Origin of the sequence: Neisseria perflava, from assembly GCF_024170405.1 — a bacterium.
GTDB classification, from domain to species: domain Bacteria; phylum Pseudomonadota; class Gammaproteobacteria; order Burkholderiales; family Neisseriaceae; genus Neisseria; species Neisseria perflava_B.
The window spans coordinates 1-24,717 of record NZ_JALJYC010000026.1 but is presented as its reverse complement, the minus strand read 5'-3'; the positions used below and the strand labels follow the sequence as shown (position 1 = coordinate 24,717).

At 53.1% G+C, this 24,717-nt stretch carries 24 protein-coding genes, 1 tRNA gene and 2 pseudogenes; 12 read left to right on the top strand and 15 right to left on the bottom strand.

Annotation, left to right across the window (positions count from 1 at the left end):
* Positions 1 to 157 precede the first annotated feature (157 nt).
* The 7 genes from J2T37_RS09595 to J2T37_RS09565 all read right to left on the bottom strand — a co-directional run bounded on the left by J2T37_RS09595 (position 158) and on the right by J2T37_RS09565 (position 7,091).
* Positions 158 to 2,998: a valine--tRNA ligase gene (locus J2T37_RS09595; RefSeq protein ID WP_253355386.1), complete on the bottom strand. Its 2,841-nt coding sequence runs from the start codon at positions 2,996 to 2,998 to the stop codon at positions 158 to 160.
* A gap of 110 nt (positions 2,999 to 3,108) precedes the next feature.
* Complete coding sequence (locus J2T37_RS09590) at positions 3,109 to 3,402, bottom strand: helix-turn-helix domain-containing protein (RefSeq protein ID WP_253355385.1); 294 nt, start codon at positions 3,400 to 3,402, stop codon at positions 3,109 to 3,111.
* Between the two features lie 317 nt (positions 3,403 to 3,719).
* Positions 3,720 to 4,499: a type I methionyl aminopeptidase gene (map, locus tag J2T37_RS09585; RefSeq protein WP_253355384.1), complete on the bottom strand. Its 780-nt coding sequence runs from the start codon at positions 4,497 to 4,499 to the stop codon at positions 3,720 to 3,722.
* 170 nt (positions 4,500 to 4,669) lie between these two features.
* The gene (locus J2T37_RS09580) at positions 4,670 to 5,341 is read right to left on the bottom strand and encodes a hypothetical protein (protein ID WP_253355383.1); all 672 of its coding nucleotides are present in this window, start codon (positions 5,339 to 5,341) and stop codon (positions 4,670 to 4,672) included.
* 92 nt (positions 5,342 to 5,433) lie between these two features.
* A complete protein-coding gene (locus J2T37_RS09575) occupies positions 5,434 to 6,042 on the bottom strand; it encodes a BON domain-containing protein (RefSeq protein WP_253355382.1) in 609 nt (202 codons plus the stop codon).
* A gap of 100 nt (positions 6,043 to 6,142) precedes the next feature.
* Positions 6,143 to 6,736: a phosphoheptose isomerase gene (locus J2T37_RS09570; RefSeq protein ID WP_253355381.1), complete on the bottom strand. Its 594-nt coding sequence runs from the start codon at positions 6,734 to 6,736 to the stop codon at positions 6,143 to 6,145.
* 7 nt (positions 6,737 to 6,743) lie between these two features.
* On the bottom strand, positions 6,744 to 7,091 hold the full coding sequence (locus J2T37_RS09565; protein ID WP_253355410.1) for a YraN family protein: 348 nt from the start codon (positions 7,089 to 7,091) through the stop codon (positions 6,744 to 6,746).
* 56 nt (positions 7,092 to 7,147) lie between these two features.
* Here J2T37_RS09565 and rsmI point away from each other — a divergent pair, with 56 nt between their 5' ends.
* The gene (gene rsmI, locus J2T37_RS09560) at positions 7,148 to 8,023 is read left to right on the top strand and encodes a 16S rRNA (cytidine(1402)-2'-O)-methyltransferase (RefSeq protein ID WP_253355380.1); all 876 of its coding nucleotides are present in this window, start codon (positions 7,148 to 7,150) and stop codon (positions 8,021 to 8,023) included.
* Positions 8,024 to 8,112: 89 nt separating this feature from the next.
* A tRNA-Pro gene (locus tag J2T37_RS09555) sits at positions 8,113 to 8,189 on the top strand.
* Between the two features lie 44 nt (positions 8,190 to 8,233).
* On the opposite strand, the gene J2T37_RS09550 is transcribed toward J2T37_RS09555, so the two are convergent.
* Both J2T37_RS09550 and argG read right to left on the bottom strand, forming a co-directional pair.
* The gene (locus tag J2T37_RS09550) at positions 8,234 to 8,848 is read right to left on the bottom strand and encodes a hypothetical protein (protein ID WP_253355379.1); all 615 of its coding nucleotides are present in this window, start codon (positions 8,846 to 8,848) and stop codon (positions 8,234 to 8,236) included.
* Positions 8,849 to 8,925: 77 nt separating this feature from the next.
* Positions 8,926 to 10,266, bottom strand: coding sequence for an argininosuccinate synthase (argG, locus tag J2T37_RS09545; protein ID WP_253355378.1), 1,341 nt, complete (start codon positions 10,264 to 10,266; stop codon positions 8,926 to 8,928).
* A 138-nt stretch (positions 10,267 to 10,404) separates the two neighbouring features.
* Here argG and J2T37_RS09540 point away from each other — a divergent pair, with 138 nt between their 5' ends.
* The 7 genes from J2T37_RS09540 (at position 10,405) to trpC (ending at position 15,615) form a co-directional block, all read left to right on the top strand.
* Complete coding sequence (locus J2T37_RS09540; RefSeq protein WP_253355377.1) at positions 10,405 to 11,211, top strand: competence/damage-inducible protein A; 807 nt, start codon at positions 10,405 to 10,407, stop codon at positions 11,209 to 11,211.
* A gap of 157 nt (positions 11,212 to 11,368) precedes the next feature.
* Positions 11,369 to 11,581 carry a hypothetical protein gene (locus J2T37_RS09535; protein WP_253355375.1) on the top strand — a complete coding sequence of 71 codons (213 nt, stop codon included), beginning with the start codon at positions 11,369 to 11,371 and terminating at the stop codon, positions 11,579 to 11,581.
* A complete protein-coding gene (locus J2T37_RS09530; protein ID WP_367398815.1) occupies positions 11,482 to 11,913 on the top strand; it encodes an NADPH-dependent FMN reductase in 432 nt (143 codons plus the stop codon). The genes J2T37_RS09535 and J2T37_RS09530 overlap by 100 nt, the downstream gene beginning before the upstream one ends.
* 488 nt (positions 11,914 to 12,401) lie before the next feature.
* Positions 12,402 to 13,055, top strand: coding sequence for a phosphatase PAP2 family protein (locus J2T37_RS09525; RefSeq protein WP_253355374.1), 654 nt, complete (start codon positions 12,402 to 12,404; stop codon positions 13,053 to 13,055).
* Positions 13,052 to 14,002, top strand: coding sequence for a YheT family hydrolase (locus J2T37_RS09520; protein WP_253355373.1), 951 nt, complete (start codon positions 13,052 to 13,054; stop codon positions 14,000 to 14,002). Before J2T37_RS09525 ends, J2T37_RS09520 begins: the two co-directional genes overlap by 4 nt.
* 122 nt (positions 14,003 to 14,124) lie before the next feature.
* Positions 14,125 to 14,730 carry a trimeric intracellular cation channel family protein gene (locus tag J2T37_RS09515; RefSeq protein ID WP_253355404.1) on the top strand — a complete coding sequence of 202 codons (606 nt, stop codon included), beginning with the start codon at positions 14,125 to 14,127 and terminating at the stop codon, positions 14,728 to 14,730.
* Between the two features lie 102 nt (positions 14,731 to 14,832).
* Positions 14,833 to 15,615: an indole-3-glycerol phosphate synthase TrpC gene (gene trpC / locus J2T37_RS09510; protein WP_253355402.1), complete on the top strand. Its 783-nt coding sequence runs from the start codon at positions 14,833 to 14,835 to the stop codon at positions 15,613 to 15,615.
* Positions 15,616 to 16,104: 489 nt separating this feature from the next.
* On the opposite strand, the gene J2T37_RS09505 is transcribed toward trpC, so the two are convergent.
* Positions 16,105 to 17,166, bottom strand: coding sequence for an NAD(P)-dependent alcohol dehydrogenase (locus J2T37_RS09505; protein WP_253355372.1), 1,062 nt, complete (start codon positions 17,164 to 17,166; stop codon positions 16,105 to 16,107).
* 310 nt (positions 17,167 to 17,476) lie between these two features.
* Here J2T37_RS09505 and J2T37_RS09500 point away from each other — a divergent pair.
* Positions 17,477 to 17,998: pseudogene (locus tag J2T37_RS09500) on the top strand (Dps family protein).
* A 300-nt stretch (positions 17,999 to 18,298) separates the two neighbouring features.
* Here the strand turns inward: J2T37_RS09500 and J2T37_RS09495 are convergent.
* The 3 genes from J2T37_RS09495 to J2T37_RS09485 form a co-directional block, all read right to left on the bottom strand.
* Positions 18,299 to 19,621, bottom strand: coding sequence for a dicarboxylate/amino acid:cation symporter (locus J2T37_RS09495; protein ID WP_253355371.1), 1,323 nt, complete (start codon positions 19,619 to 19,621; stop codon positions 18,299 to 18,301).
* 278 nt (positions 19,622 to 19,899) lie between these two features.
* On the bottom strand, positions 19,900 to 21,438 hold the full coding sequence (murJ, locus tag J2T37_RS09490) for a murein biosynthesis integral membrane protein MurJ (RefSeq protein ID WP_253355370.1): 1,539 nt from the start codon (positions 21,436 to 21,438) through the stop codon (positions 19,900 to 19,902).
* Between the two features lie 300 nt (positions 21,439 to 21,738).
* Positions 21,739 to 22,158, bottom strand: a complete 420-nt coding sequence (locus J2T37_RS09485; RefSeq protein WP_253355369.1) for a hypothetical protein — start codon at positions 22,156 to 22,158, stop codon at positions 21,739 to 21,741.
* Positions 22,159 to 22,349: 191 nt separating this feature from the next.
* Here J2T37_RS09485 and J2T37_RS09480 point away from each other — a divergent pair, with 191 nt between their 5' ends.
* Entirely contained in the window at positions 22,350 to 23,069 is a 720-nt protein-coding gene (locus J2T37_RS09480; RefSeq protein WP_253355367.1) for a thiol:disulfide interchange protein DsbA/DsbL, read from the top strand.
* A gap of 297 nt (positions 23,070 to 23,366) precedes the next feature.
* Entirely contained in the window at positions 23,367 to 24,119 is a 753-nt protein-coding gene (locus J2T37_RS09475) for a carbonic anhydrase (protein ID WP_253355366.1), read from the top strand.
* Positions 24,120 to 24,190: 71 nt separating this feature from the next.
* Here J2T37_RS09475 and bamE read toward each other — a convergent pair whose 3' ends face one another.
* Both bamE and J2T37_RS09465 read right to left on the bottom strand, forming a co-directional pair.
* The gene (gene bamE, locus J2T37_RS09470) at positions 24,191 to 24,577 is read right to left on the bottom strand and encodes an outer membrane protein assembly factor BamE domain-containing protein (RefSeq protein WP_253355365.1); all 387 of its coding nucleotides are present in this window, start codon (positions 24,575 to 24,577) and stop codon (positions 24,191 to 24,193) included.
* Between the two features lie 65 nt (positions 24,578 to 24,642).
* Positions 24,643 to 24,717 (bottom strand): annotated as a pseudogene (locus J2T37_RS09465) (IS1595 family transposase); the annotation flags it as partial.

The window sequence follows — 24,717 nt, the reverse complement described above, 5'->3', positions numbered from 1 at the left end:
CCTACATCGTTTTCCTCGCCCTACCAATGCTCATAAACTTCGGCATATATACAGCTTCCCGTATGCAAGTTCGTTTCTCCGCGATATTTCCATACAAAAATGCCGTCTGAAAACCATAGGGTTTTCAGACGGCATTTTATTCAGGGTTACAATCCAATCAGTCTTTCAACTTCGCCAACTGTGCCTGTACCTTGGCCATTTTATCTTCCAACTCGGCCAATTCCGCTTTGTCTTTTTCCACCAAATGCGCGGGGGCTTTTTCGGTGTAGCCGGGTTTGCTGAGTTTGGCGTTGAGTTTGTCCAAAGCCTTTTGCAGTTTTTCCGCTTCTTTGGTTAAGCGGGCGGTTTCGGCGGCTTTGTCGATTTCCACTTTCAACATCAGGCGGGCGTTTTGGCACACGGCAACGGGCGCGTCGTCGCTCTCCGGCAGGCTGTCCACCAGCTTGGCTTCGGTCAGGCGGGTCATGGAAGGCAGATATTTGAGCAAATCGGCCAAGTCCGCGCCGCCTTCGACAAACAGCGGCGCTTTCACGTTGGGCGCAATGCCCATTTCGCCGCGCAGGTTGCGCACGGTACCGATCAGGTCTTGCAGCGCAGCCATTTTATCAAAGGCCGTCTGAACGATTTTTTCTTCGTCCGCCACCGGCCAAGCGGCCAGCATAATGCTGTCGGTGTGTTTCGCATTCGCCAGCGGCGCCACGGTCTGCCACAGCTCTTCGGTAATAAACGGCATAATCGGGTGCAGCAGGCGCAGAATCACTTCCAAAACGCGCACCAGCGTGCGGCGAGTGGCGCGTTGCGTGCTCGGACAGCCGGTTTGCAGTTGCACTTTTGCCAGTTCGATGTACCAGTCGCAATATTCGTTCCACACAAATTCGTACAGCGTTTGCGCGGCGAGGTCAAAGCGGTAGGTTTCAAAGGCTTCGGTGACGGCGGCTTCGGTTTGCTGCAAACGGCCGATAATCCATTGATCGACAAAGGTGTAAGCCAGCGGCTGGGTTTCGTCTTGGCCGCAGTCTTTGTCTTCCACGTTCATCAGCACGAAATTGGTGGCATTCCACAATTTGTTGCAGAAATTGCGGTAACCTTCGGCACGTTTGAAGTCGAAATTGATGCTGCGGCCGAGGCTGGCGTAGCTGGCCATGGTAAAGCGCAGCGCGTCCGCGCCGAATACGGGAATGCCTTCGGGGAACAGCTTTTTGGTCGCTTCGACAACTTGCGGCGCTTTTTCGGGGCGGCGCAGGCCGGTGGTGCGTTTGACCAGCAGGTTTTCCAAATCGATGCCGTCAATCAAATCCACGGGGTCAATCACATTACCCTCGGATTTGGACATTTTTTTGCCTTCGTGGTCTCGCACCATGCCGTGAATGTACACATCTTTAAACGGCACTTTGCCGGTAAAGTGGGTGGTCATCATAATCATGCGCGCTACCCAGAAGAAGATGATTTCGTAGCCCGTTACCAAGACATTGCTGGGCAGAAAGGCTTTGAGTTCGTCTGTTTCAGACGGCCAACCCAAGGTAGAAAACGGCACGAGTGCGGATGAGAACCAAGTATCCAATACGTCTTCATCGCGGGTCAGGCCGCTTGTTCCGGCCAGTTTTTCCGCTTCTTCTTGGTTACGCGCCACATACACGTTACCCGCTTCATCGTACCACGCGGGAATCTGATGACCCCACCACAGCTGGCGCGAGATACACCAGTCTTGGATGTTGTTCATCCATTGGTTGTAGGTGTTGACCCAGTTTTCCGGAATAAAGCGCACCGCGCCGCTATCGACGGCGTGTTTGGCTTTTTGCGCCAGGCTCATGCCTTTGAACTCGCTCTCCGGCTCGGCCACTTTACTGTTGTCGGGCGTGGCACTCATGGCGACAAACCATTGGCTGGTCAACATCGGCTCAATCACCGAACCGGTGCGGTCGCCTTTAGGCGTCATCAAGGTGTGCGGTTTCACTTCCGCCAACAGACCTTTCGCGTCCAAATCGGCCACCATCTGCTTACGCGCCGCAAAACGGTCGAGACCCGCATAGGCTTGCGGCAGCGCAAAACCTTGTTGCGCTTCACCTTTGAAATCAAACACTTCGGCTTGCGGCAGGATTTTCGCGTCCAAGCTGAAGACATTAATCAGCGCGGTATTGTGGCGTTTGCCGACTTCGTAGTCGTTGAAGTCGTGCGCGGGGGTGATTTTCACGCAGCCTGTGCCGAAATCTTTTTCCACGTATTCGTCGGCGATTACCGGAATGGTGCGGCCGGTCAGCGGCAGAATCAATTCTTTGCCGATTAAGTGGCGGTAACGCTCGTCTTCAGGATTGACGGCCACGGCCACGTCGCCCAGCAGGGTTTCGGGGCGGGTAGTGGCGACAATCACGGCTTCGCTCGGATTATCCGCCAGCGGATAGCGGATGTGCCACATCGAGCCTTGCTCTTCCACGCTTTCCACTTCCAAATCGGACACCGCCGTACCCAAAACAGGATCCCAGTTTACCAAGCGTTTGCCACGGTAAATCAAGCCCTGCTCAAACAGGCGTACAAACACTTCGGTCACAATCGCGGCGCGGGTGTCGTCCATGGTAAAATATTCGCGTGTCCAATCGGCGGAGCAGCCGACGCGGCGCATTTGCTCGGTAATCGTGCCGCCGGAGATTTTTTTCCAATCCCACACTTTTTCCAAGAAAGCTTCGCGCCCCAAATCATGACGGGAAATGTCTTCCGCACCCAACTGGCGCTCGACCACGATTTGCGTGGCGATACCGGCGTGGTCGGTACCCGGAATCCAAGCCGTGTTGCAGCCTTTCATGCGGTGGTAGCGGGTCAAGCCGTCCATAATGGTTTGGTTGAAGGCGTGCCCCATGTGCAGCGTGCCGGTTACATTCGGCGGCGGCAGTTGGATAGAAAAGGATTCGCGGCTCAAATCCATATTCGGTTGGAAATAGCCTTGCGCCTCCCAATTTTGATAATGCTTACCTTCGATTTCGGCGGGATTGTATTTGTCTAACATAATGAATTCTGTATCTTGAATGTCTGAAAAAAGTTTGACGGCATTATAACGCAAAAAGGCCGTCTGAAACGCGGATAATGGTTTCAGACGGCCTTTTTAAGCCTCAGCCCTTACTTGCTTTTTTCGGCTTTGGATTCTTTTTTCAACGAGGCATACAGCTCGGGATCGCGCTCTTTGAGCAGCGAAGCTACGGCCAAATCGTCACGGTTGACCTTAGCCAAATCCACGCGCTCGATATGCACCAGTCGCAACAGCTCGCGCACAGGCTTGGGCATGTTGCGGCCGGACTCGTAGCGTGAGCCGCCGGATTGGGTCACACCGATGCGACTCCAAAAGTCCATTTGATTCAAACCGAGTTTTTTGCGGATGTCGCGGATATTGTCAATTTTCTCAAAAGACTTCATGATATTCCTTCTTCTCGTATTGTTTGTTGTGGGTTGATGAAACGCGGCATGCTCAGAAGCAAGCTTACTTTTAAAATAAAAGCTCCAGCCGTGTCCCATGATAACTTATTAGACAGTATATTTGAAAGAAGTTTTATCCGTTCTGTGTTCATTTGCATAAATATTTCTGCGGTAAATATTTTGCCGTAAAAATTACAAATGAATCAGCGTATTATGATAATCAGCTAATCGTTTGATTTTTTCTATTTTACAAAAATAAACATTTTAAGCTTTCAGACGGCATGCCGCTTATCGCAGTCATGCCGTCTGAATGTTGCTTACGGGCGGCCGGCAGCCGGGCTGATGGTTAAAATCTCGCAGCCGGTTTCAGTGACCAAGACCTCATGCTCCCATTGCGCCGACAGTGAGCGGTCTTTAGTAACGACCGTCCAGCCGTCGGACAAAATGCGCAAATGGCGTTTGCCTTGGTTAACCATCGGCTCGATGGTGAAAATCATGCCCGGTTTCAACACCAAACCCTGCCCTTTGCGGCCGTAGTGCAAGACTTGCGGCGCTTCGTGGAAACCTCGGCCGATACCGTGGCCGCAAAATTCCTGTACCACGGAATAACCGGCGTTTTCGGCAACCGTTTGACAGGCGTGACCGACATCGCCCAAAGTCGCGCCCGGTTTGACAGCGGCGATACCGGCCATCATGGATTCGTGGGTCACGTCAATCAAGCGTTGCGCGATGGGGCTGATTTTGCCGACGGCGTACATGCGGCTGGAATCGCCGTGAAAACCGTCTTTTTTAATCGTCAGGTCGATGTTGATGATGTCGCCTTCTTTCAGAGGCTTATCATCAGGAATACCGTGGCAGATGACATGATTGATGGAAATACAGCAAGATTTCGGATACGGCGGATTGCCGTAGTTGAGCGGTGCCGGATAACCGCCCTGCACGTTGACATGATAGTCGTACACCAGCTTATCCAGCTCGTTGGTGGTCACGCCGGGTTTGACGAATTGGCCAATGTAATCGAGCGCCTCGGCAACCAACTTGCCCATTTCGCGCATTTTTTCGATTTCCTCGGGGGTTTTGATGATGACTTCATCCATGGCGTTATCCTTGTCAATAAATTCAATTCAGTAATGTTTTTTCAAACGGTTTCAGACGGCCTGCCCTGACGCGGACAGGCCGTCTGAATCATTCTTACCGGCACGACGGCAAAGCCCGACTCCTAATATGCGGACATTGTCCGCCTGCGGCAAGCCTGCCGTCAAACCGCTTAAAACAGATTATCAATCACTTCTTTTTGCTGCGGTTTGGCCGGAGCGGGTGCCGGACGGGGCGCGGGTTGCGGCTTAGGTTCAGCGCGGCGTTCTGCTTTAGGCTCAGGGCGTGGCTCGGGCTTGGGTTCCGGCGCGGGGCGCGGACGGGCAGGCTGGGCTGATTGCTGTTCCGCAGCAGCAGCCGGGGCGTTTTGCGCCGGTTTAACCGCAGTCTGGTTTTCAGACGGCTTACGCGCCTGCTCACGCTCTACCGGACGCGGACGGGCACGGCGCGGCTGCTCGGCAGCGGCGGTATCGCTGTCGGCGCGCGGTTTGGCGGGCGCAGGGCGGGCGGGCAGCAGCGGATTGCGGGAAGCGGTCTGCGCCTGCTCCGGCGTAGCGGGGTTTTCGTTGTTTGGCGCAGGCTGCTGCGGATTGAGCACATCGGGGTTCAACACGATGGCACCTTGCGTATTCGCGCCTTCGGGTTTCCACACCTCGACGCGGTTGGCGTTACGCTCCTGCTTTTGCTCCTGCTCTTCTTGGGCACGTTCGGCGTTACGCGGATTAAACGTGCTGAATACGCCGACCACCAGCGCGGCAATCGCCACCACGCAGACGCCGAGCACGGCAAAAACCAAATGTTTGGGCTTGAGTTGGAATTTTTTTTGTTGTGTGTTTCTGGCCATAAAGAAAATCCGTAATGTATGGAACAAAATCCGCCTGAGGCCGTCTGAAACCGCAATCAGGTTTCAGACGGCCTAAACTTGGGGCTAACCCCTTATTGCTGAATATAGTTTTGATACAGGGTCACGACTTTTTGCACGCCGACGGTAGTGCTGACTTTTTGCGTCACTTTCTCCTGCTCTTCCGGGGTCAAAATGCCCAAAATATAGGTCACGTCGTCGTAAGTGACGATTTTCACCCGCGCCTGAACAGACGGCTTAATCCCCAGCAAGGTGGTGCGCACTTTGGACGTGCTCCACGTATCGGCCGTTACATTGCCAAACGTACGCGCTTGCGAAGCCACGGTGATGTAGTTATACACCCCTTCGGCGGCCTGCTCGGAACGGGCAATCTGCTCGACAAACTGTTTCTCGCCCTCGGTCGCCACTTGGCCGAGCAACAGCAGGCGGCGGTTGTAGCTGACAACATTCAATTTGGGCGTATAGCCGGTGGTTTGGTTGTTTTGGCGCAGATAGGAGAGCGCGGTATTTTCCACGCGCACGGCCATCACATTATCATCGGTTTGCGCACCGGTGGTGCGGCGGTCAACGGCAGATTTGGTGCCGACGGCAGCACCGCCGACCAGTGCAGTCACGCAACCGCTCAGGGTAACGGCCAGCAATGCGGCGGCCAATATCGGTTTGGCAGAGTGTTTCAAGTCCATAAACATCCTTTCGCAGGGTGGTAACGGGTTTTCAGACGGCCTGAAGCTAAATCTAAAATCCTCAAGCCGAGGCCGCAAGCTGAGGCCGTCTGAAAAATACTTACATATCTTCAAACAGCGTGCTGTCGATACAGTCGCACATCGCGTGAATCAGCAGGATATGGTTTTCCTGAATGCGGGCGGTGCGCGGATACGGCACGTTCAGCAACACATCGTCGTCTTTGAGCATGGCGGCGATTTTGCCCCCGTCGCGGCCGGTCATGGCGATAACGTGCATATCACGCTCGTGCGCCGCTTTGATGGCTTCGATAACATTGGCGGAATTGCCGGAAGTGGACAAGCCGATTAACACATCACCAGCGCGACCCAGCGCGCGCACCTGCTTGCTGAACACATGGTCAAAACCGTAATCGTTGCCGATGGCGGTCAGCGCCGAAGTGTCGGTAGTCAACGCGATGGCGGCCAGCTCCATGCGTTCTTTTTCAAAACGGCCGGTCATTTCGGCGGCGAAGTGCTGCGCGTCGGCAGCCGAACCGCCGTTGCCGCAAATCAGGAATTTGCCATCGTTCATCAGGCACTGCATTAAAAGCTGCGCCGCCTGCACGGTCGGCTCGACCAATACTTCGGCAGCCTGCTGCTTGGCTTTAATGCTTTCGTCAAAATGCGCGGCCACGCGCTCTTGTAATGTTGTCATTGAAGAATCAACCTGTAATATTCTGAATCCATTCGGGTGGAGCGTCGCCCTGAATCAGCACCGCATCCAAGCGGCACGGCGCGTCATTCAAGCCGTGTTGTTGCAGATAATACGCTACACTTCGTTGCAGTTTCAACAGTTTGGACGGCGTAATGCTGTATGCCGCCCCGCCGAAACGGGCATTTTTGCGGTATTTTACTTCAACAAACAGAATCGTGTTACCGTTTTTGACAATCAAGTCGATTTCGCCGTAGGCGCAATGCCAGTTGCGTGCCAGCAGCTTGCAGCCCTGCGATTGCAAAAACGCCAGCGCCGCATCTTCCCCTGCCGCGCCCTGCTTGTGGTTTAAGCGCATATATTCCCCCGTGTATAATAAGCTCATCGTATTCTTTTTTCAGACGGCCTAAACCCATGATGCAAAAACACTATCAAAAAGCCTGCGACAGCCTGACTGCGCAAACATTATACGTGGTCGCCACGCCCATCGGCAATTTGGCCGACATTACCCTGCGCGGTTTGGCGGTATTGGCGAACGCCGACATCATCTGCGCCGAAGACACCCGCGTCACCGCGCAATTATTGAACGCCTACGGCATACAGGGCAAACTGGTCAGCGTGCGCGAACACAACGAGCAGCAGATGGCTGACAAAGTCATCGGCTATCTTTCAGACGGCCTGAAAGTGGTGCAGGTATCCGACGCGGGCACGCCCGCCGTGTGCGACCCCGGCGCCAAGCTCGCCGCCCGCGTGCGCGAGGCCGGGTTTAAAGTCGTGCCGGTGGTCGGCGCCAGCGCGGTGATGGGCGCATTGAGCGTGGCGGGTGTGAGCGAACCGAATTTTTATTTCAACGGTTTTCTGCCGCCCAAAGCGGGCGAGCGGCAAAAGCTGTTGGCCAAATGGGTAGAAGCCGATTATCCGATTGTGATGTTTGAAACGCCGCACCGCATCGAAGCCGCATTGGGCGACATGGCCGCGCTCTTCCCCGAGCGCACGCTGGTTTTGGCACGCGAAATCAGCAAAACCTTTGAAACCTTCCTCAGCGGCAGCGTGGCCGAGATTCAGACGGCCTTAAAAGACGACAGCAACCAAATGCGCGGCGAAATGGTGCTGATTCTGCACCCCGCCGTCAAGAAAAAACACAGTGAACTGCCCGAAGCGGCGCAAAACGTGATGAAAATCCTCGCCGCCGAACTGCCCACCAAACAGGCGGCGGACTTGGCGGCAAGAATCAGCGGCGAGAGCAAAAAAGCCTTGTATGACTTGGCGTTAACATGGAAACAGGGTTAACAGCCGAGGCCGTCTGAAACGTATTTCCGCCCAAACGCAAAAATACGCTTGCCAAGCGGCTGATAAGGTGTTTATAATACGCTCTTATTCGGAATGTAGCGCAGCCCGGTAGCGCACTTCGTTCGGGACGAAGGGGTCGGAGGTTCGAATCCTCTCATTCCGACCAAATATGAAAAACCGCTTTGATGTCAAAATCAAAGCGGTTTTTCTTTATTTCGGTTTTCCTGCTTCACGCAAACGGTTTGCAGTTTTCTGCAAGGCTTGGGTGCGATGGCGGTAATGCAAATTCCAACAGCGGTGGTAGTCATCACTGTACGCTTTCGCAATCAGGGTGCAATCGTCATGGACATATTCTGCCCATGCTACGCTGCCGATACGGAAACGGCTTTTCTGCTCTTCGCTTTGCAGCAGGTTGTTTACCTCCCGCTGCGCTTTTCGCATTTCTGCCGAATAGCGGCTGTTTTCAGATAAAATCTGCTTTCTTTTTTCGCCCATCATTTGAGCAACGGGTTTATCTTCTTCATACTCATCCAGCGTATAAGCCATACGATCCAAGCGCAGAAAGGGCTGTATCCGGTATGGCCATATGTTTCCGGGTTCAAGCAGCGACTTCCTAAGCAGGTTGTGGCGGCGGCGCATTTCTTCTACTTCCGGTGGTGTCAGGCGTTGCTGCCAAACTTGACCCGTAATGATTTCTTTATTATTGGCCGCGTGTGTTTCAGACGGCTGGCGCGGAAAGGCGTCTGACCAGATTCCTGATGTTTCTTGCGCGTGTGCCGACAACGCCATGCCTAATGCCAACACGCCGGTTAAATACATTTTCATTTCCGTTTCTCCTGTAAACAGGCCGTCTGAAAATAACTTTATTTGCAGACGGCCTCAATCTATCTCAAACCCTTATATTACTTCTTACCCAACTGCGGCAACACCGAGCCTTCGCCCAGTTGCAGCAGGCCGCTTTGCGAATAAATGCCCAGTTTGGCGCGGGTATCGACGATGTCGAGGTTGCGCATGGTCAGTTGGCCGATACGGTCGAGCGGGGTAAAGGCGGCGTTTTCCACTTTTTCCATAGACAAACGCTCGGGCTGGTAGGTCAGGTTCGGCGATTCGGTGTTGAGCAGGGAATAGTCGTTACCGCGACGCAGTTCCAGCGTGACTTCGCCGGTAATGGCTTTGGCCACCCAGCGTTGGGCGGTTTCACGCAACATCAGCGACTGACTGTCAAACCAGCGGCCTTGATACAGCAGGCGGCCGAGGCGCAGGCCGTTGATTCGGTATTGCTCGATGGTGTCTTCGTTGTGAATGCCGGTCACCAAACGCTCGTAGGCGATGTGCAGCAGCGCCATGCCCGGGGCTTCGTAAATGCCGCGTGATTTGGCTTCGATAATGCGGTTTTCGATTTGGTCGCTCATGCCCAAACCGTGACGGCCGCCGATACGGTTGGCTTCCAAAATCAGTTCGACGGGATCGCTGTATTCCACGCCGTTCAAGGCAACGGGCACGCCTTCTTCAAAGCGCACGCTGACTTCTTCGGCTTTGACTTCGACGTTTTCATCCCAGAAAGCCACGCCCATAATCGGTTTGACGATTTTGATACCGCTGTTGAGAAATTCCAAATCTTTGGCTTCGTGGGTAGCACCGAGCATATTGGAGTCGGTGGAGTAGGCTTTTTCTACCGACATTTTGTAGTTGAAGCCGTTTTCAATCAGAAACTCGCTCATTTCGTGGCGGCCGCCCAACTCGTCGATAAACTGCTGGTCGAGCCACGGTTTGTAAATGCGCAAAGCGGGATTGGTCAGTAGGCCGTAGCGGTAGAAACGCTCGATGTCGTTGCCTTTGTAGGTCGAACCGTCGCCCCAAATGTGGACGTCGTCTTCTTTCATGGCCGACACCAGCATAGTGCCGGTTACGGCGCGACCCAAAGGCGTGGTGTTGAAATAGGTCAGGCCGCCGGTGGTCACGTGGAACGCGCCGCATTGGATGGCGGCAATGCCTTCGTGCGCCAACTGCGCACGGCAGTCCACCAAACGGGCGGCTTCCGCGCCGTATTCCATGGCTTTTTTCGGAATGGCGTTGTAATCGTCTTCGTCGGGCTGGCCGAGGTTGGCGGTGTAGGCGTAAGGCAGCGCGCCTTTGAGTTTCATCCACAACAGCGCGGCGGAAGTATCCAGGCCGCCGGAAAAGGCAATACCGACTTTTTGGCCGACGGGCAGGTGTTGCAGGATGGTATGGTTTTGGCTCATGGGGAATCCTTGGGTTGGGCGGATAAAAGGTTTATTATAATGAAATCGTTAACAATCCGCTAGGCCGTGCAAACGAATGCAAACCGCGTTATTATCAATTTATCCGCCGTTTTCAGACGGCCTGACGAAAGATTACCCATGAACACCCGTTTCAACCTTATCATCATCGGCGACGAAATCCTGCACGGCAGCCGCACCGACGCGCATTTTGCCTTTTTCAAATCCTTATTGGAACAACACGGCTTGCAGCTTAATCAGGTGCAATACCTGCCCGACGAGCCGGATTTGTTGGTCACGCAGCTTCAGCGCAGTTTTTCAGACGGCCTGCCGACCTTTGTGACCGGCGGAATCGGCGCGACACCCGACGACCATACCCGCTTGGCGGCGGCGGTGGCCTTGGGCGTAAAACTGGAACGTCATCCGGAAGCGGCGAAACTGATAGACGGCGTCACCTTGGGCAAAGGCGAATCTTTAGATTCCCCCGAACACCACCAACGCCTGAAAATGGCGGATTTCCCGCAAGGCGCGGCGCTGGTGCCCAATGCGTTCAACAACATCGCCGGTTTTTCCATCCGCGAACATTATTTCTTCCCCGGTTTTCCCGTGATGGCGCAGCCGATGGCGCGCTGGGTGTTGGAAACTTATTACGCCGACCGTTTCCACCAAACCGAGCGCGGACACCGCAGTGTGTATGTGTTCGGCCAACCCGAATCACGCGTCGCGCCGGTTATGGAGCAAATCGAAGACATCTACCCCGGTATCAAGGCATACAGCCTGCCCACCGTCGGCCGCACCGCTTCAGACGGCAGCAAAATCGCGCCGAACATCGAGTTTGGCATTAAGGCCGAAGGCGAGGCGTGCAAATTCCTAGATACGGCGTGGGCGGATATTTTGGTGGCGCTGAACGATTTGGGCGCAGAATTGAAAACCCGATTGCCCGAATAAGCCTAGCGTTTGCCGATTCCTGCAAGGCTTATACCGCCTTGTCAAAGGTTTACCTCAAAAAGACAGGTACTGCTACGCCTTTAGCAGTAGAATAAGCCCGTTACATGACGTAACAACATCCCTTTTACCCACCAACAAAAAGAAGGAGAATGACATCATGTCTAAAATTTTAATCATCGTCGGCAGCTTGGCGCAAACTTCGGTAAACAAAGCCGTTGCCCGTTTTATCGCCGACAAATATGCCGGCAAATTCCAGTTTGAATTTGCCAAATCGACGATTTACCGCTTTACACGCAAGACCGCGACGCCGATTCGCCCGCTTCCTACACCCGCCTGCGCGAACAAATCAAGCAGGCCGACGGTGTGTTGATTGTTTCGCCGGAACACAACCGCAACGTCCCCGCCGCTTTGAAAAACGCCATCGACATCGCCTCCCGTCCGGCCGGACAAAGCGTGTGGGGCGGCAAACCGGTGGCCATTATTACCGTGTCTCCCACCATGACCGGCGGCATGTCGGCCAACCTGACCATGCGCAACAGCTTTGTGGTACTCGGCGCACCGGTGATGCCCTCGCCCGAAGCCTATTTCGGCTCGATTCACAAATCCCTCAACGAGCAGGGCGAGCTGACCGGCGAATTCGTCATCGGCGCGATTGACGGCTTTATGACCGCATTTGCCGCATGGATTGAGCGTTTCCGTTGATTGGCCACCGTATAAACCATCCGTAAGCCGCCAGTCCCAAACCTTCGGCGGCAGCAGAAAGGCCGTCTGAAAATCTGTATTTTCAGACGGCCTCGGTACACGCTTGCCCCGCTACTGCGGTTTGCGCACATGGGTTGCGCCCAACACCAGCAGCAGGATAACGGCAGCCATCACACCGACGGCCATAATGATGTGCAGGAAAAATTCAGACATAACCAGCTCCTTATGAATGATAAAGTTCCGACGTATCGTGCGTCTTTTGCATGCCGTCTGAAACGCCGGCGGCGCTTCGGCGGCTGAAGTTTGCGCACCCTTTTGCGTTTGCGTTTTACCGATACAACATACCAGCCCCGCGCCGGAATTTCCGCTGCTTTTACCTGTTTTTCCAGAGAGAAAAAAGCAATAATTATCAAGCGTTAATAAAATTATTTATCACTATTTTTTACCCGTTTGCCAAGCCGTTTTAACCTTCCAAAATCCGACCGACCATGCTCCCATTCCGCGCCTATCTGCCGCCCCTGCCCAAATTGCTGGCCTTAACCGCCGCCGTCCTGATTCCGTTTACCCTCGTCAGCGTGATTGCTGCGCGTATTTGGGCGCACGAAGGCTTTGCCTTTGAAGCGCCGCTGATGTTGTGGGTGCACACCCATATCGGCGTTTGGTTTCTGCCGATTGCCACCGTATTGCACTATCTGGGCAAAACCGCGCTGGCCGTGCCGCTGATTGCGTTGGCAGCGGTGTGGCTGCATCTGCGCAAAAAAACCGGCTATGCCGTGTTTGTGATTGTCAGCACCGCGCTGCCGACGGCGGTCATGTTGCTGGCGAAGCTGATTTTCGACCGCCCGCGCCCGCTGCTGTGGCCGCGCATGATTGCGGAAAGCAATACCTCCTTCCCCAGCGGCCATTCTACCTTTGCCGCCGCCGTCGTTACCATGCTGTTTTTGATTTACCGCCATTCGCCCCACCGCCGCGCCATCTTCATCTGCGGCACGCTGTTTGTCTTGCTGATGGGTTTCTCGCGCATTTATTTGGGCGTACACTATCCGACTGACGTTTTGGTTGGCTGGATTAATGGCGTTGCCACCGTATCCGCCGTTTACTATTGTTTTTTCCACCGCTACCTGCATAAACAAAATAAATGAATCCACCCGCTACCCCTTTTTGGCTGCACAACGGCCGCGCCAACACGCTGTTTGCCAAATCGCTGCAAGCCAAACCGCCCGCTTACCGCCGCGAGCTGCTGCCCAACCGCACCGGCCACACCCAAATCGCCTATGATTTTCTCGACGGCGCCGACCCCGCCGCGCCGCTGGTGGTGCTGTTTCACGGTTTGGAAGGCAGCAGCCGCAGCCATTACGCCATCGAGCTGATGAAGGCCGTGCACCAAAAAGGCTGGCACGGCGTGGTGGCGCATTCGCCCGGCTGCGGCGGCGTACCCAACACCCTGACCATTCCCGACCATTCCGGCGAGACCCGCGAAATGGCGTTTGCGCTGGAAACGCTGGCGGCGCGGTATCCGAAAATCTACGCCGTGGGCGTGTCGTTGGGCGGCAATAAATTGGCCAAATATTTGGGCGAGCAAGGCCGTCTGAAAAAAACTGCCGTCCCCTATGCCGCCGCTTCCGTATCCGCGCCCGTGGATTTGACCGAATGCAGCTACCGCTTCGACCACGGCATGACGCGCCTGCTCTATACGCGCCATTTTCTCAGCTCGGTGATTCCCAAAGCGCGGCATTTCAGCAGTTTTCACGAAACCGTGCCGCTCTCGTCCTGCAAGACCATCGGCGAATTTGACGATGTGTTTACCGTGCCGCTGCACGGCTTTGCCGACCGCTACGACTACTACCGCCAAGCTTCGAGCAAACCGTATTTGCGCGACGTCGCCACGCCGCTTTTGCTGCTCAACGCCCGCAACGACCCTTTCCTGCCCGGCGAGGCGCTGCCGACGGCCGAGGAAGTGTCGCCCGGCGTGACCCTGATGCAAACACCCTACGGCGGCCACGTCGGTTTTACCGACCAAAGCGGCGGACATTTAAACATCCGCTGGCTGCCGCAGACGCTGCTGGATTATTTCTCACGCTTCGAATAATCCCGACTGTCAGCAAAAGGCCGTCTGCAAACGATTTTTTCCGTTTCAGACGGCCTTTTTGCTTATTGATATGTTAATATCTGTTATCGCTTAACCTTTTCCGAGATTTCACCCCCATGAATATTACGGCCACAGACATCATTTCCGACATCGGTACGGTTGCCTTCGCCTTTTCCGGCTATCTGGTCGGCGTACGCAAACGCCTCGATTTGCTCGGCACATGGATTGCCGCGCTCTTAACCGCCATCGGCGGCGGGATGATACGCGATGTGTTAATCGGCCGCACGCCGGCGGTGTTTATGGAAAACGGCTCGCTGCTGTTTGCCGCCGGTACGGTGATTATCGCGTGGGCGCTGCGGCTGCAAAACAACCAGCGCCGTTTCTTGTCGGAAGCCTTCGTGTGGGCGGACTCGCTCGGCCTCGTGGCCTTTACCATTACCGGCGCGCAAATCGGCATGTATTACGGCCTCAACCTCTTCGGCGTGATTGTGGCCGGTTTCATCACCGCCGTCGGCGGCGGCATTGTGCGCGATATTTTGGTCAACGACGTGCCCGTGATTATGCGGCAGGACATTTACGGCGCGGTGGCCGTGGTCATCGCCTTTTTGATGTATCTGCTCGACCAAATCGAATCCATCAACCCCTACACCCTCAACCTGCTGTTTATCGCCGGATACGTCTTGCGCATGATGGCCTACAAGCGCAAATGGGCGCTGCCCAAATTCTGATTTTTGATTTTTTTCAGACGGCCTCCGCGCCTATTCAGGCCGTCTGAAAACCATTTACCCGCATTGAATTTGATTGACTGAATGATTCTTGAAAGTCCGACCATGACCGATATTCTGAATAAAATCCTTGCCACCAAAGTCGAAGAAGTCGCCGCCCACAAAACCTCCGTGCCGCTGGCAGAGATCAAGCAGCAGGCCGCTGCCGCCGAACCCGCCCGCGATTTTCTCGGCGCGTTGCACGCCAAACACGCGCAGAAGCTGCCCGCGATTATTGCCGAAATGAAAAAAGCCAGCCCGAGCAAAGGCTTAATCCGCCCCGACTTCAACCCCGCCGAAATCGCCAAGGCGTATGAACGCGCCGGGGCTGCCTGTTTGTCGGTATTGACCGACGAGCAGTATTTCCAAGGTTCGCCCGACTACCTGAAACAGGTCAAAGCCGCCGTCGCCCTGCCCGCGCTGCGCAAAGATTTTGTTATCGACCCGTATCAGGTGTACCAAGCCCGCGCTTGGGGCGCCGACGCCGTGTTGCTGATTGCCGCCGCGCTGGAGCAGGCGCAGATGGAAGAATTGGAAGGCATTGCGCACGAATTGGGCATGACCGTATTGCTGGAACTGCACGACAAAAGCGAGCTGGCCAAATGCCCAAATATGCAAACGCAATTATGGGGCGTGAACAACCGCAACCTGCGCACCTTTGAAGTCTCCTTGCAGCAAACTTTGGATTTACTGCCCGAGTTAAGCGGCAAAACCGTCGTTACCGAAAGCGGCATACGCGGCAAAGCCGATGTCGATTTTATGCAGGCGCACGGCGTGCATACCTTCCTGATTGGCGAAACCTTTATGCGCGCGGATGATATTGAAGCGGAAGTGAAGAAATTGTTTTAAGGCCGTCTGAAAGCGGGGCGGTGTGTGGCGGTATCCACGCACGCGTTTTCCAAATTGACGTTCCTGTCGCCAAGAAATTTACTTGCATACAGGTGGCTGAGCGTAGTCGAAGCCACCTGATGTTTGTATGCATTTCAAAATTACTTAATGTGCGTCTGAGATAAGCGTTTTAAATATTTTTATTATTTTCACAACCATACGAAATCCCGGCAGACAGAAAATCGCCAGATTTTCGTCATTCCCGCGCAGGCGGGAATCCAGAAGCCCGACATTTCTGTCATGTTTTCAAAGTATCAGAAGCTCAAACGTCTGGATTCCCGCCTGCGCGGGAATGACGAATCCTCGCGGATTCTGTCTGCCGAAAGAAACACGTTTCTGAAATTTAAAAAGATATTCTATCTGCTAATCCCGAACTCACGTTACTTAGCCATCAAACAAAAAAGGCCGTCTGAAAAATATTTTCAGACGGCCTTTTATATGGCTAAATCCTTATTTTTTCAAACTTTCCATATCAATCACAAAGCGGTATTTCACATCGCTTTTCAGCATGCGTTCATACGCTTCGTTAATGTTTTGCATATCAATCATTTCCACTTCCGGCAAGACATTATGTTCGCCGCAGAAATCCAGCATTTCTTGGGTTTCTTTAATGCCGCCGATGAGGGAGGCGGCAATCGAGCGGCGGCCGAACACCATCGGTACGGTGGAAATGCTGCTTTCGGTGTCGCCGACTAAACCGACCAAGACCAGCGTGCCGTCGAGCGCCAAAGTCGGCACATACGGTTTCAAATCATGGGCATAGGGCACGGTGTCGATAATCAGGTTAAACTGATTGGCGGCAGCGGCCATAGACGCTTCATCGGTGGAATAAATCACGTGGCTCGCGCCTAGCTTGTAAGCGTCCTGTTCTTTGCCTTTGGAGCGGGTGAACAGGCTCACTTCCGCGCCCATCGCTTTGGCCAGCTTGATGGCCATATGACCCAAGCCGCCCAAGCCGACAACGGCCACTTTGTCGCCCGCTTTCACGTTCCAGTGGCGCAGCGGCGAGTAGGTGGTGATACCGGCGCACAACAAAGGCGCGACGGCTTTGGTGTCGAGGTTTTCCGGCACGCGCAAGACAAATTCTTCGCGTACGACTATCGCGGTACTGTAACCGCCTTGGGTCACGCTGCCGTCCACGCGGTCGTGGCTGCTGTATGTGGCGGTCATGCCGTTTTCGCAATATTGTTCCAAATCATGCTGACACGGGCTGCATTCTTGGCAAGAATCTACCATGCAGCCGACACCGACTAAATCGCCGGTTTTGTATCGGCTCACTTTGCTGCCGACGTTTTTCACGCGGCCGATGATTTCGTGGCCGGGCACTACCGGATACAGTGAAAACGCTTCGCCCCAGTCGGCGCGGGCGGTATGCAAATCGGAGTGGCACACGCCGCAATACAAGATGTCGATTTCAACATCGTTGTCGCGCAGGTCGCGGCGCTCGAAATCAAACGGCGCCAGCGGGCTGGTCGGGCTTTGGGCGGCATAGCCTTTAACGGGGATAGTCATGGGGAATACTCCTGTTTGTTTGTTGCGTAACGGCGCCATGATACGCCCAATCGCTGCGATTGAGTATCACAAAATCTATGGTACAGTGTATAAAAATTTACCATAAAAAAGCGCACAGACCGTCTAAAAAAGAATAAAAATCACTGTCCAAATAAAGAGTTACCCGACGCAACCAAACCTTACATACTAATTATTTAATTTATCAATCAAAAAGAGTATATTAATAGCCATAGAAAGACGGTATGAAAAAAGGAACACGCCCTGCCATTTCTGCCTTGTTTATGTTGTCCCAACAAAAAGGAGTAATATCATGAGTAGCGTAGCTTTTAAACAAAATGTCAGCCTGACCAGCAGCGGTTTTTCCGCCGAAGCCGTCCAAGCCGTATCCAAAGCCTTAAACGGCGTATTGGCCGATGCTTTTGCCCTGTATCTGAAAACCAAAAACTTCCATTGGCACATCAGCGGCCCGAACTTCAAACAATACCACGAATTGCTTGACGAATAAGCCGGACAAATCTTCGGCATTACCGACGACATTGCCGAGCATGTGCGCAAAATCGGCGGCATTACCTTGCATTCCATCGGCGAAATCAGCCAAAACCAACACATCAAAGACAATAATGCAGTAGGCTTGTCTGCCAAAGAAATGTTGACCGAACTGCTGGCCGACAACCATCAATTTGCCAACGAATTGCGTGCCGCGCATGAAGTAACCAGCAAATACGACGATTATGCGTCCACCAGCGTGATTGAAGAATGGATTGACGATGCCGAACGCCGCGCTTGGTTCTTGGCGGAAACTTTGGAATCCGACCATAAAGAATCAGGTTAACACCTTAGGCGCTGGCTGATTGGGCAGCAGAATCAGTTATCGCTGAGTAAAAACAAGGCCGTCTGAAAATCATAAGATTTCAGACGGCCTTTGCCGTAGCGGGTTGATTCGTAGGGAGGGTATTCTTGCCCGCTGCTCATTCTCAGCATGAGATAAACTGTCAAAAATCGGACAAAACAGGGCAAAAATGGCCCACCTTACATCGACCACGACACCCGCTGTATTCCCCAATAAATCAAATGCCGTCTGAAAACCCAATCAGTTTTCAGACGGCATTTGATTTTCTCAAGAACGCAAAACTTAATGCGCTGCCGGATTGTCGAGTTTGACTTCGCCGTTCATCGCGGCGGTCAGTTGGTCGGCGTTTAAGGCTTTTTCCCAACGCGCCACGACGACGGTGGCCACGGCGTTACCCGCCAAGTTGGTCAGGGCGCGGCATTCCGACATAAAGCGGTCGATACCCAAAATCAGCGCCATGCCTTCCACGGGTACGCTTGGCACGACCGACAAAGTCGCCGCCAGAGTAATAAAGCCCGCGCCGGTTACGCCAGCCGCGCCTTTGGAGCTCAACATCGCCACTAAGAGCAGCGTGATTTGCTGCATGATACTCAGGTCGGTATTGGTCGCCTGCGCGATAAACAGCGCCGCCATCGTCATGTAGATATTGGTGCCGTCGAGGTTGAAGGAGTAGCCCATTGGTACCACCAAGCCCACCACGGATTTTTCGCAGCCGGCTTTTTCCATTTTCTGCATCAGGGTCGGCAGCGCGGCTTCGGATGAAGACGTACCCAACACCAGCCACAGCTCTTCGCGGATGTATTTCATCATTTTGATGACGGAGAAGCCGTTGTAACGCGCCACTACGCCCAAAATCACCACCACAAACAAAATCGAAGTGATGTAGAACGTACCCACCAGCAAGAGCAGGTTGCCGATGGAGGCAATGCCGTATTTGCCGATGGTAAACGCCATCGCGCCAAACGCGCCAATGGGGGCGAATTTCATCAACATCGACACCATTTTGAAAATAGGTGCGGAAATATCCTGCATCAGATTGACGACGGTACGCGCTTTTTCGCCCACGGCCGACAGCGAAATACCAAACAACACCGCCACAAACAACACCTGCAAAATATTGCCTTCGGTCAGCGGGCTGACGATGGTGGTCGGAATGATGTTCATCAAAAAGCCGACGATGGTGCTGTCGTGTGCCTTGGCGACATATTCCGATACTTTGGACGTGCCTTGCAGGGTGGAAGGATCAATGTTCAGACCCGCGCCCGGCTGGATGACATTCGCCACCACCATGCCCACCAGCAGCGCAAGCGTGGAGAAGGTCAAAAAATAAGCCATAGACTTGCCCGCCACGCGGCCGACCGATTTCATGTCGTTCATGCCGGCGATACCGGTGGTTACGGTCAGAAAGATGACCGGGGCGATAATCATTTTAACCAGTTTGATAAACGCGTCGCCCAGCGGCTTCATGCTCTCGCCGATTTGCGGATAGAAGTGGCCGAGCAAAATGCCGACCACAATGGCAAAAATCACCTGCACATACAGAATCTGATAAAACTTGGGCTTCGGCGGCAGGTCGTTTAATTCTTCGGTATCAATTTTCAACATGGTGATAACCTCTGAGTTTGGAAGGGGTTTGTTATTCTTTTCAGATGACATTTAGGCCGTCTGAATCACTGCGGGCAACACGCAAACGAGATGTAGTACGATGTTGTCCAACCAAAAGCTGTAATGTAATGGTAATCATCGGTTAAGACAAACAGAATTTTGATATATTTTTGTAAACCCGTGATAAAAATAAATTTTTTATGCACAAAAAGGCCGTCTGAAACCCATTTATCGGGGTTTTCAGACGGCCTTTTTAGCGGATAAGCAGTTGCCGCGTATTAAATTTCCGTGCGCTTGAAATGGCGCGGACGGAAGCCGAGCAAGCCCAAAGACACGAAATACAAACCCACGCCAATCGCCAGCAGTACACAAAGCTGCGCCACTTTTTGCAGACCGCCGACACCGACCCATTCAAACGGCAGGTAAGTCTGCGCCGCCCACAAGCCCAGCCCCATCACCAGCAGCGCGATGAGCATTTTGCCCAAAAACGCGCCCCAGCCTTTGCCCGGGCGGTAAATGCCGTGTTTTTTCAGCAGGTAAAACAGCAAGCCCGCATTCAGGCATGCGCCCAAACCAATCGCCAGCGACAGGCCGACGTGTTGCAGCGGGCCGATGAAAATCAGGTTCATCAGCTGCGTACACACCAGCGTGAAAATGGCGATTTTTACCGGCGTTTTGATGTTTTGCCGCGCATAAAAACCGGGCGCCAACACCTTAATCATAATCAGCCCGATGAGGCCGAAAGAATACGCCACCAGCGCGTATTGCGTCATCAGCGCGTCGTTGAGGGTAAATTCCTTATACATAAACAGCGTCGCCACCAGCGGGAACGACAACACCGCCAGCCCCACCGCCGCCGGTAAGGTCAGCAGCATACACAGGCGCAAGCCCCAGTCGAGCAGGCCGGAAAATTCCTTGGCATTGCCACCCGCCGCGTGTTTGGAAAGGGTAGGCAGCAGAATCGTGCCCAAAGCCACGCCCAATACGCCGGTCGGCAGCTCCATCAGGCGGTCGGCGTAATACATCCACGACACGCTGCCCGATTGCAGGAATGAGGCGAAAATGGTGTTAATCACCAGCGAAATCTGCGCCACGCTCACGCCCAAAATCGCCGGCGCCATCTGTTTCATCACGCGGTTGACCGCCGGATCTTTAAAACTCAATTTCGGCAGTTTCAAAAAGCCCAGCTTCGCCAGCCACGGCAATTGGAACACCAGCTGCAAAATCCCGCCGACAAATACCGCCCACGCCAGCGCCATGACCGGCGGGTCGAAATACGGCACGAAAAACAGCGAAAACACGATAAACGACACATTCAGCAGGGTCGGCGTAAACGCCGGAATGCTGAATTTGTGAAACGAATTCAAAATCGAGCCGATAAACGAAGACAGCGAAATCAGCAGGATATACGGAAACGTCACGCGCAGCAGTTCTACCGAAAGCTGGAATTTGTCCGCATTTTTGGCAAAGCCCGGCGCAGAGACATAAATAATCCACGGCGCGGCCAAAATGCCGACGGCGGTCACGATCACCAAAATAAACGACAACATCCCCGCCACATGCTGCACAAACGCCTGCGTCGCCTCTTTGGAGCGGGTTTCCTTATACTCCGCCAAAATCGGCACAAACGCCTGCGCAAACGCGCCCTCGGCAAATACGCGCCGCAACAGGTTGGGCAGTTTGAAAGCCACAAAAAACGCGTCCGTCGCCATCCCCGCGCCGAAAGTACGCGCAATAATCGTATCGCGCACAAAGCCGAGTATGCGCGACACCATCGTCAGGCTGCCGACTTTGGCTAAAGCACCTAATAAATTCATGGTTTTGCTTTTCAAAAAAAGGCCGTCTGAAAATACCGCCGAGCGGCGTTGAAACAGCCCGTAGTGATTCGGAAAACAGGGATTGTACCCTGTTTGGCCGCCTATCGTATATCAACCGCGCCGCAAGGCCGTCTGAAAAGAAAACTTCTGTTCAGACGGCCTGCTCCAAATCAGGATCGCCAAGCGAAATACTCGTCCCCAATCTACTGTATAAGGTTTACCCATATCACAAACAATCTGCCGGACAAATTAATAGAAACCATCCGGAAATTAATCTCCGGATGGTTTTCAAAGTCAGCATTATTCCGTGTATTGTCTGCAAAATATTATGGTGTCGGGTACCGTGAAGCATTGCCATGCTTTATTGGCTGACTTTGTCACACTCAAAGTTTTATCAAGAAAAGAGACAGCAACATCCTTGTACTCTACAGCTGGCAGATTGCTGCTTGCTGGATATTTTCGCAGCACATAATGTTGCGGCTGATTTTCGAATATCTGCTGAGCAAATACAGCAACAGTAAAACCACTTTCTGCCTGATATTTCAAATTAGACCAGTTCGCGCCACCTCCGAGCAATTTCTCGCTACATTTATCTTGGATTAGACCAGATTCCTGATGCAAGTCTCCCCATAAACAATTTTGCTTGCCAATATCTGAAGATGATGAATAGGCAGATTGAACACAAAAAACCGATAATATAAAGAATAAGTATTTCATCATATTAAACAACCTTTCTTAATAACAAACGGCATTCGCTTCATTATAATGTCGTTTAAAAATATTTTGCTGCCTTTTGACAAAAGCAGCCGCGCTTTCCCACCGTTAAACAATCTTTTTCATGCCTAGCCATTCATTAAGCCGCTAAAATAGCCTAAAATCCTGTTTTTCCCGATTCTTTCCGAAAGCACATCATGAATCTGACACGCACCACCCTGGCCGCCATGACCCTGCTGGCGCTGGCTGCCTGCAACAGCAAAGTCGAAACCAGCGTACCCGCCGGCGATGCCGCGCAAAGCGCTGCTTCCGCGCCCGTAGCCGCCGCTTCCGCCGCGCCGCAAGGCTTGGTCGAAGGCCAGAATTACACCGTTTTGGCAAACCCGATTCCGCAGCAACAGGCCGGCAAAGTCGAAGTATTGGAATTTTTCGGCTATTTCTGCCCGCACTGCGCCCATTTGGAGCCGGTATTGAGCGAACATGTGAAAACCTTTAAAAACGACACCTACCTGCGCACCGAGCATGTGGTGTGGGGCGACGAAATGAAACCGCTGGCACGCCTGCTGGCAGCGGTGGACATGGCCGGTGAAAAAAGCAAAGCCAACAGCATAATTTTCAACGCCATCGTCGATCAGAAAATCAACCTGGCCGACCCGACCGTATTGAAAGACTGGCTGGCCAAACAAACCACGTTTGACGGTAGCAAAGTTTTGGCCGCTTACGATACGCCCGAAAGCCAAAGCCGCGCCGACCAAATGGAGCAGCTGACCAACACCTATCAAATCAGCAGCACCCCGACCGTGATTGTCGGCGGCAAATACCAAGTGAAATTCAGCAGCTGGAGCGAAGGCATGCACACCATCGACCTGCTGGTGGACAAAGTGCGCGAAGAGCAAAAACTGCCCGCCGCCAAATAAGGCTTAAGCAACGACACACAGGCCGTCTGAACGGGGGCAACATCGTCCGCACCGCCGTTCAGACGGCCTTTTTTGCTGCTTAGCCGCATTATTACCATCAGAATATTTTATTCCAAAATTGAATTTAATCATTTATCTATTTGATAATTATCCTTATATGAATTATTTTTCATCAACCGTATAGCCTTTTGCAAAAATTGGGCGTATATTCCCTCCCCCGAAAATAAAAAGCACAAACAATCCCGACACACATCCTGATATAAGTTCCCCCCCACAATAATCTTTAAAGGATGATTTATGCTACGCCATACCCTGCTGGCCGCCGCCTGCGCTCTCAGCCTGACCACCGCCGCCTTTGCCGAAGAAGGCCATACCCATTGGGGCTACACCGGCCACGAATCGCCGGAAAGCTGGGGCAGCCTGTCACCCGAATTCCAAACCTGCGGCCAAGGTAAAAACCAATCGCCCGTCAACATTACCACCACCGACACCGTCAGCGCCCGCCTGCCGCGTCTGAAATTCCATTACCAACCCGCCGCCGTCAAACTGACCGACAACGGCCATTCCATCCAAGCCGATTACAGCGACGGCAGCAACACTTTAGAAGTCGGCGGCCACACCTACACGCTGAAACAATTCCACTTCCATGTGCCGAGCGAAAACGTCATCAAGAGCCAATCTTTCCCGATGGAGCTGCACTTGGTACACGCCGACGCGCAAGGCAACACGCTGGTATTGGCCGTGTTGTATGAACAAGGCAAAGAAAATACCCGCCTGAACGCGCTGTGGCAAAACCTGCCCGAACAGGCCGGCCAAAGCGTTGCCCTGCCGCAAGCCTTCAACGCCGCCACCCTGCTGCCGAAACGGCACGGCTACTACCGCTTTGAAGGCTCGCTGACCACCCCGCCTTGCAGCGAAGGCGTGACCTGGATTGTATTGAAACACTACGACAGCGTCAGCCCGGCGCAAGCGCAACGTTTTGAAAAAATCATCGGCACACCCAACAACCGCCCTGTTCAGCCGCTGAACGCGCGCATTATTGTGAAATAAACGTGTTTGTTACTGGTTAACAACAGCATGAAAAAGGCCGTCTGAATCAACAGACGGCCTTTCTAATTAGATTATTTACCTAAAATACCGGCTTTTTGTACGCTATTGGAATTACGCATGGTAAACCGTTGAACTACATTATTCTTGTCAAACATCACCACCATTTCTTTGGTTTTTACATCCTGACCACTTTTGAAAATGCCCACAATCGGGATAAAGTTGGTTGCATGCGAAGTGGCCTCGGAATAGCGGTATGTCCAAATCTCATTGCCGCCGTCAGTAAAGCTTACACTGTCCGGCGAACCGAATTTTGTTTCCACCTCATTTTTTGTGGTAACGCCTTCAGTCACCTGCTGTTTGGCCTGCTCCACCGTCAATTCTTTCAGCTTCGTGTTTCCCGAACTGGCGCACGCGCCCAATAAAATAGCGCTCATCAAAATCACAGCTAATCGTTTCATTTTGTTTCTCCTAAAAAAGTGCTTTATGCAATTAGCACATTAAAATTAGGGGCTGTACTAGATAATTAGAGCAAATTACCTTTTACTAACTGTTTCAAAATAGAAATTTGAGATTTTATTTCACTGTTGTTAAAACGCCA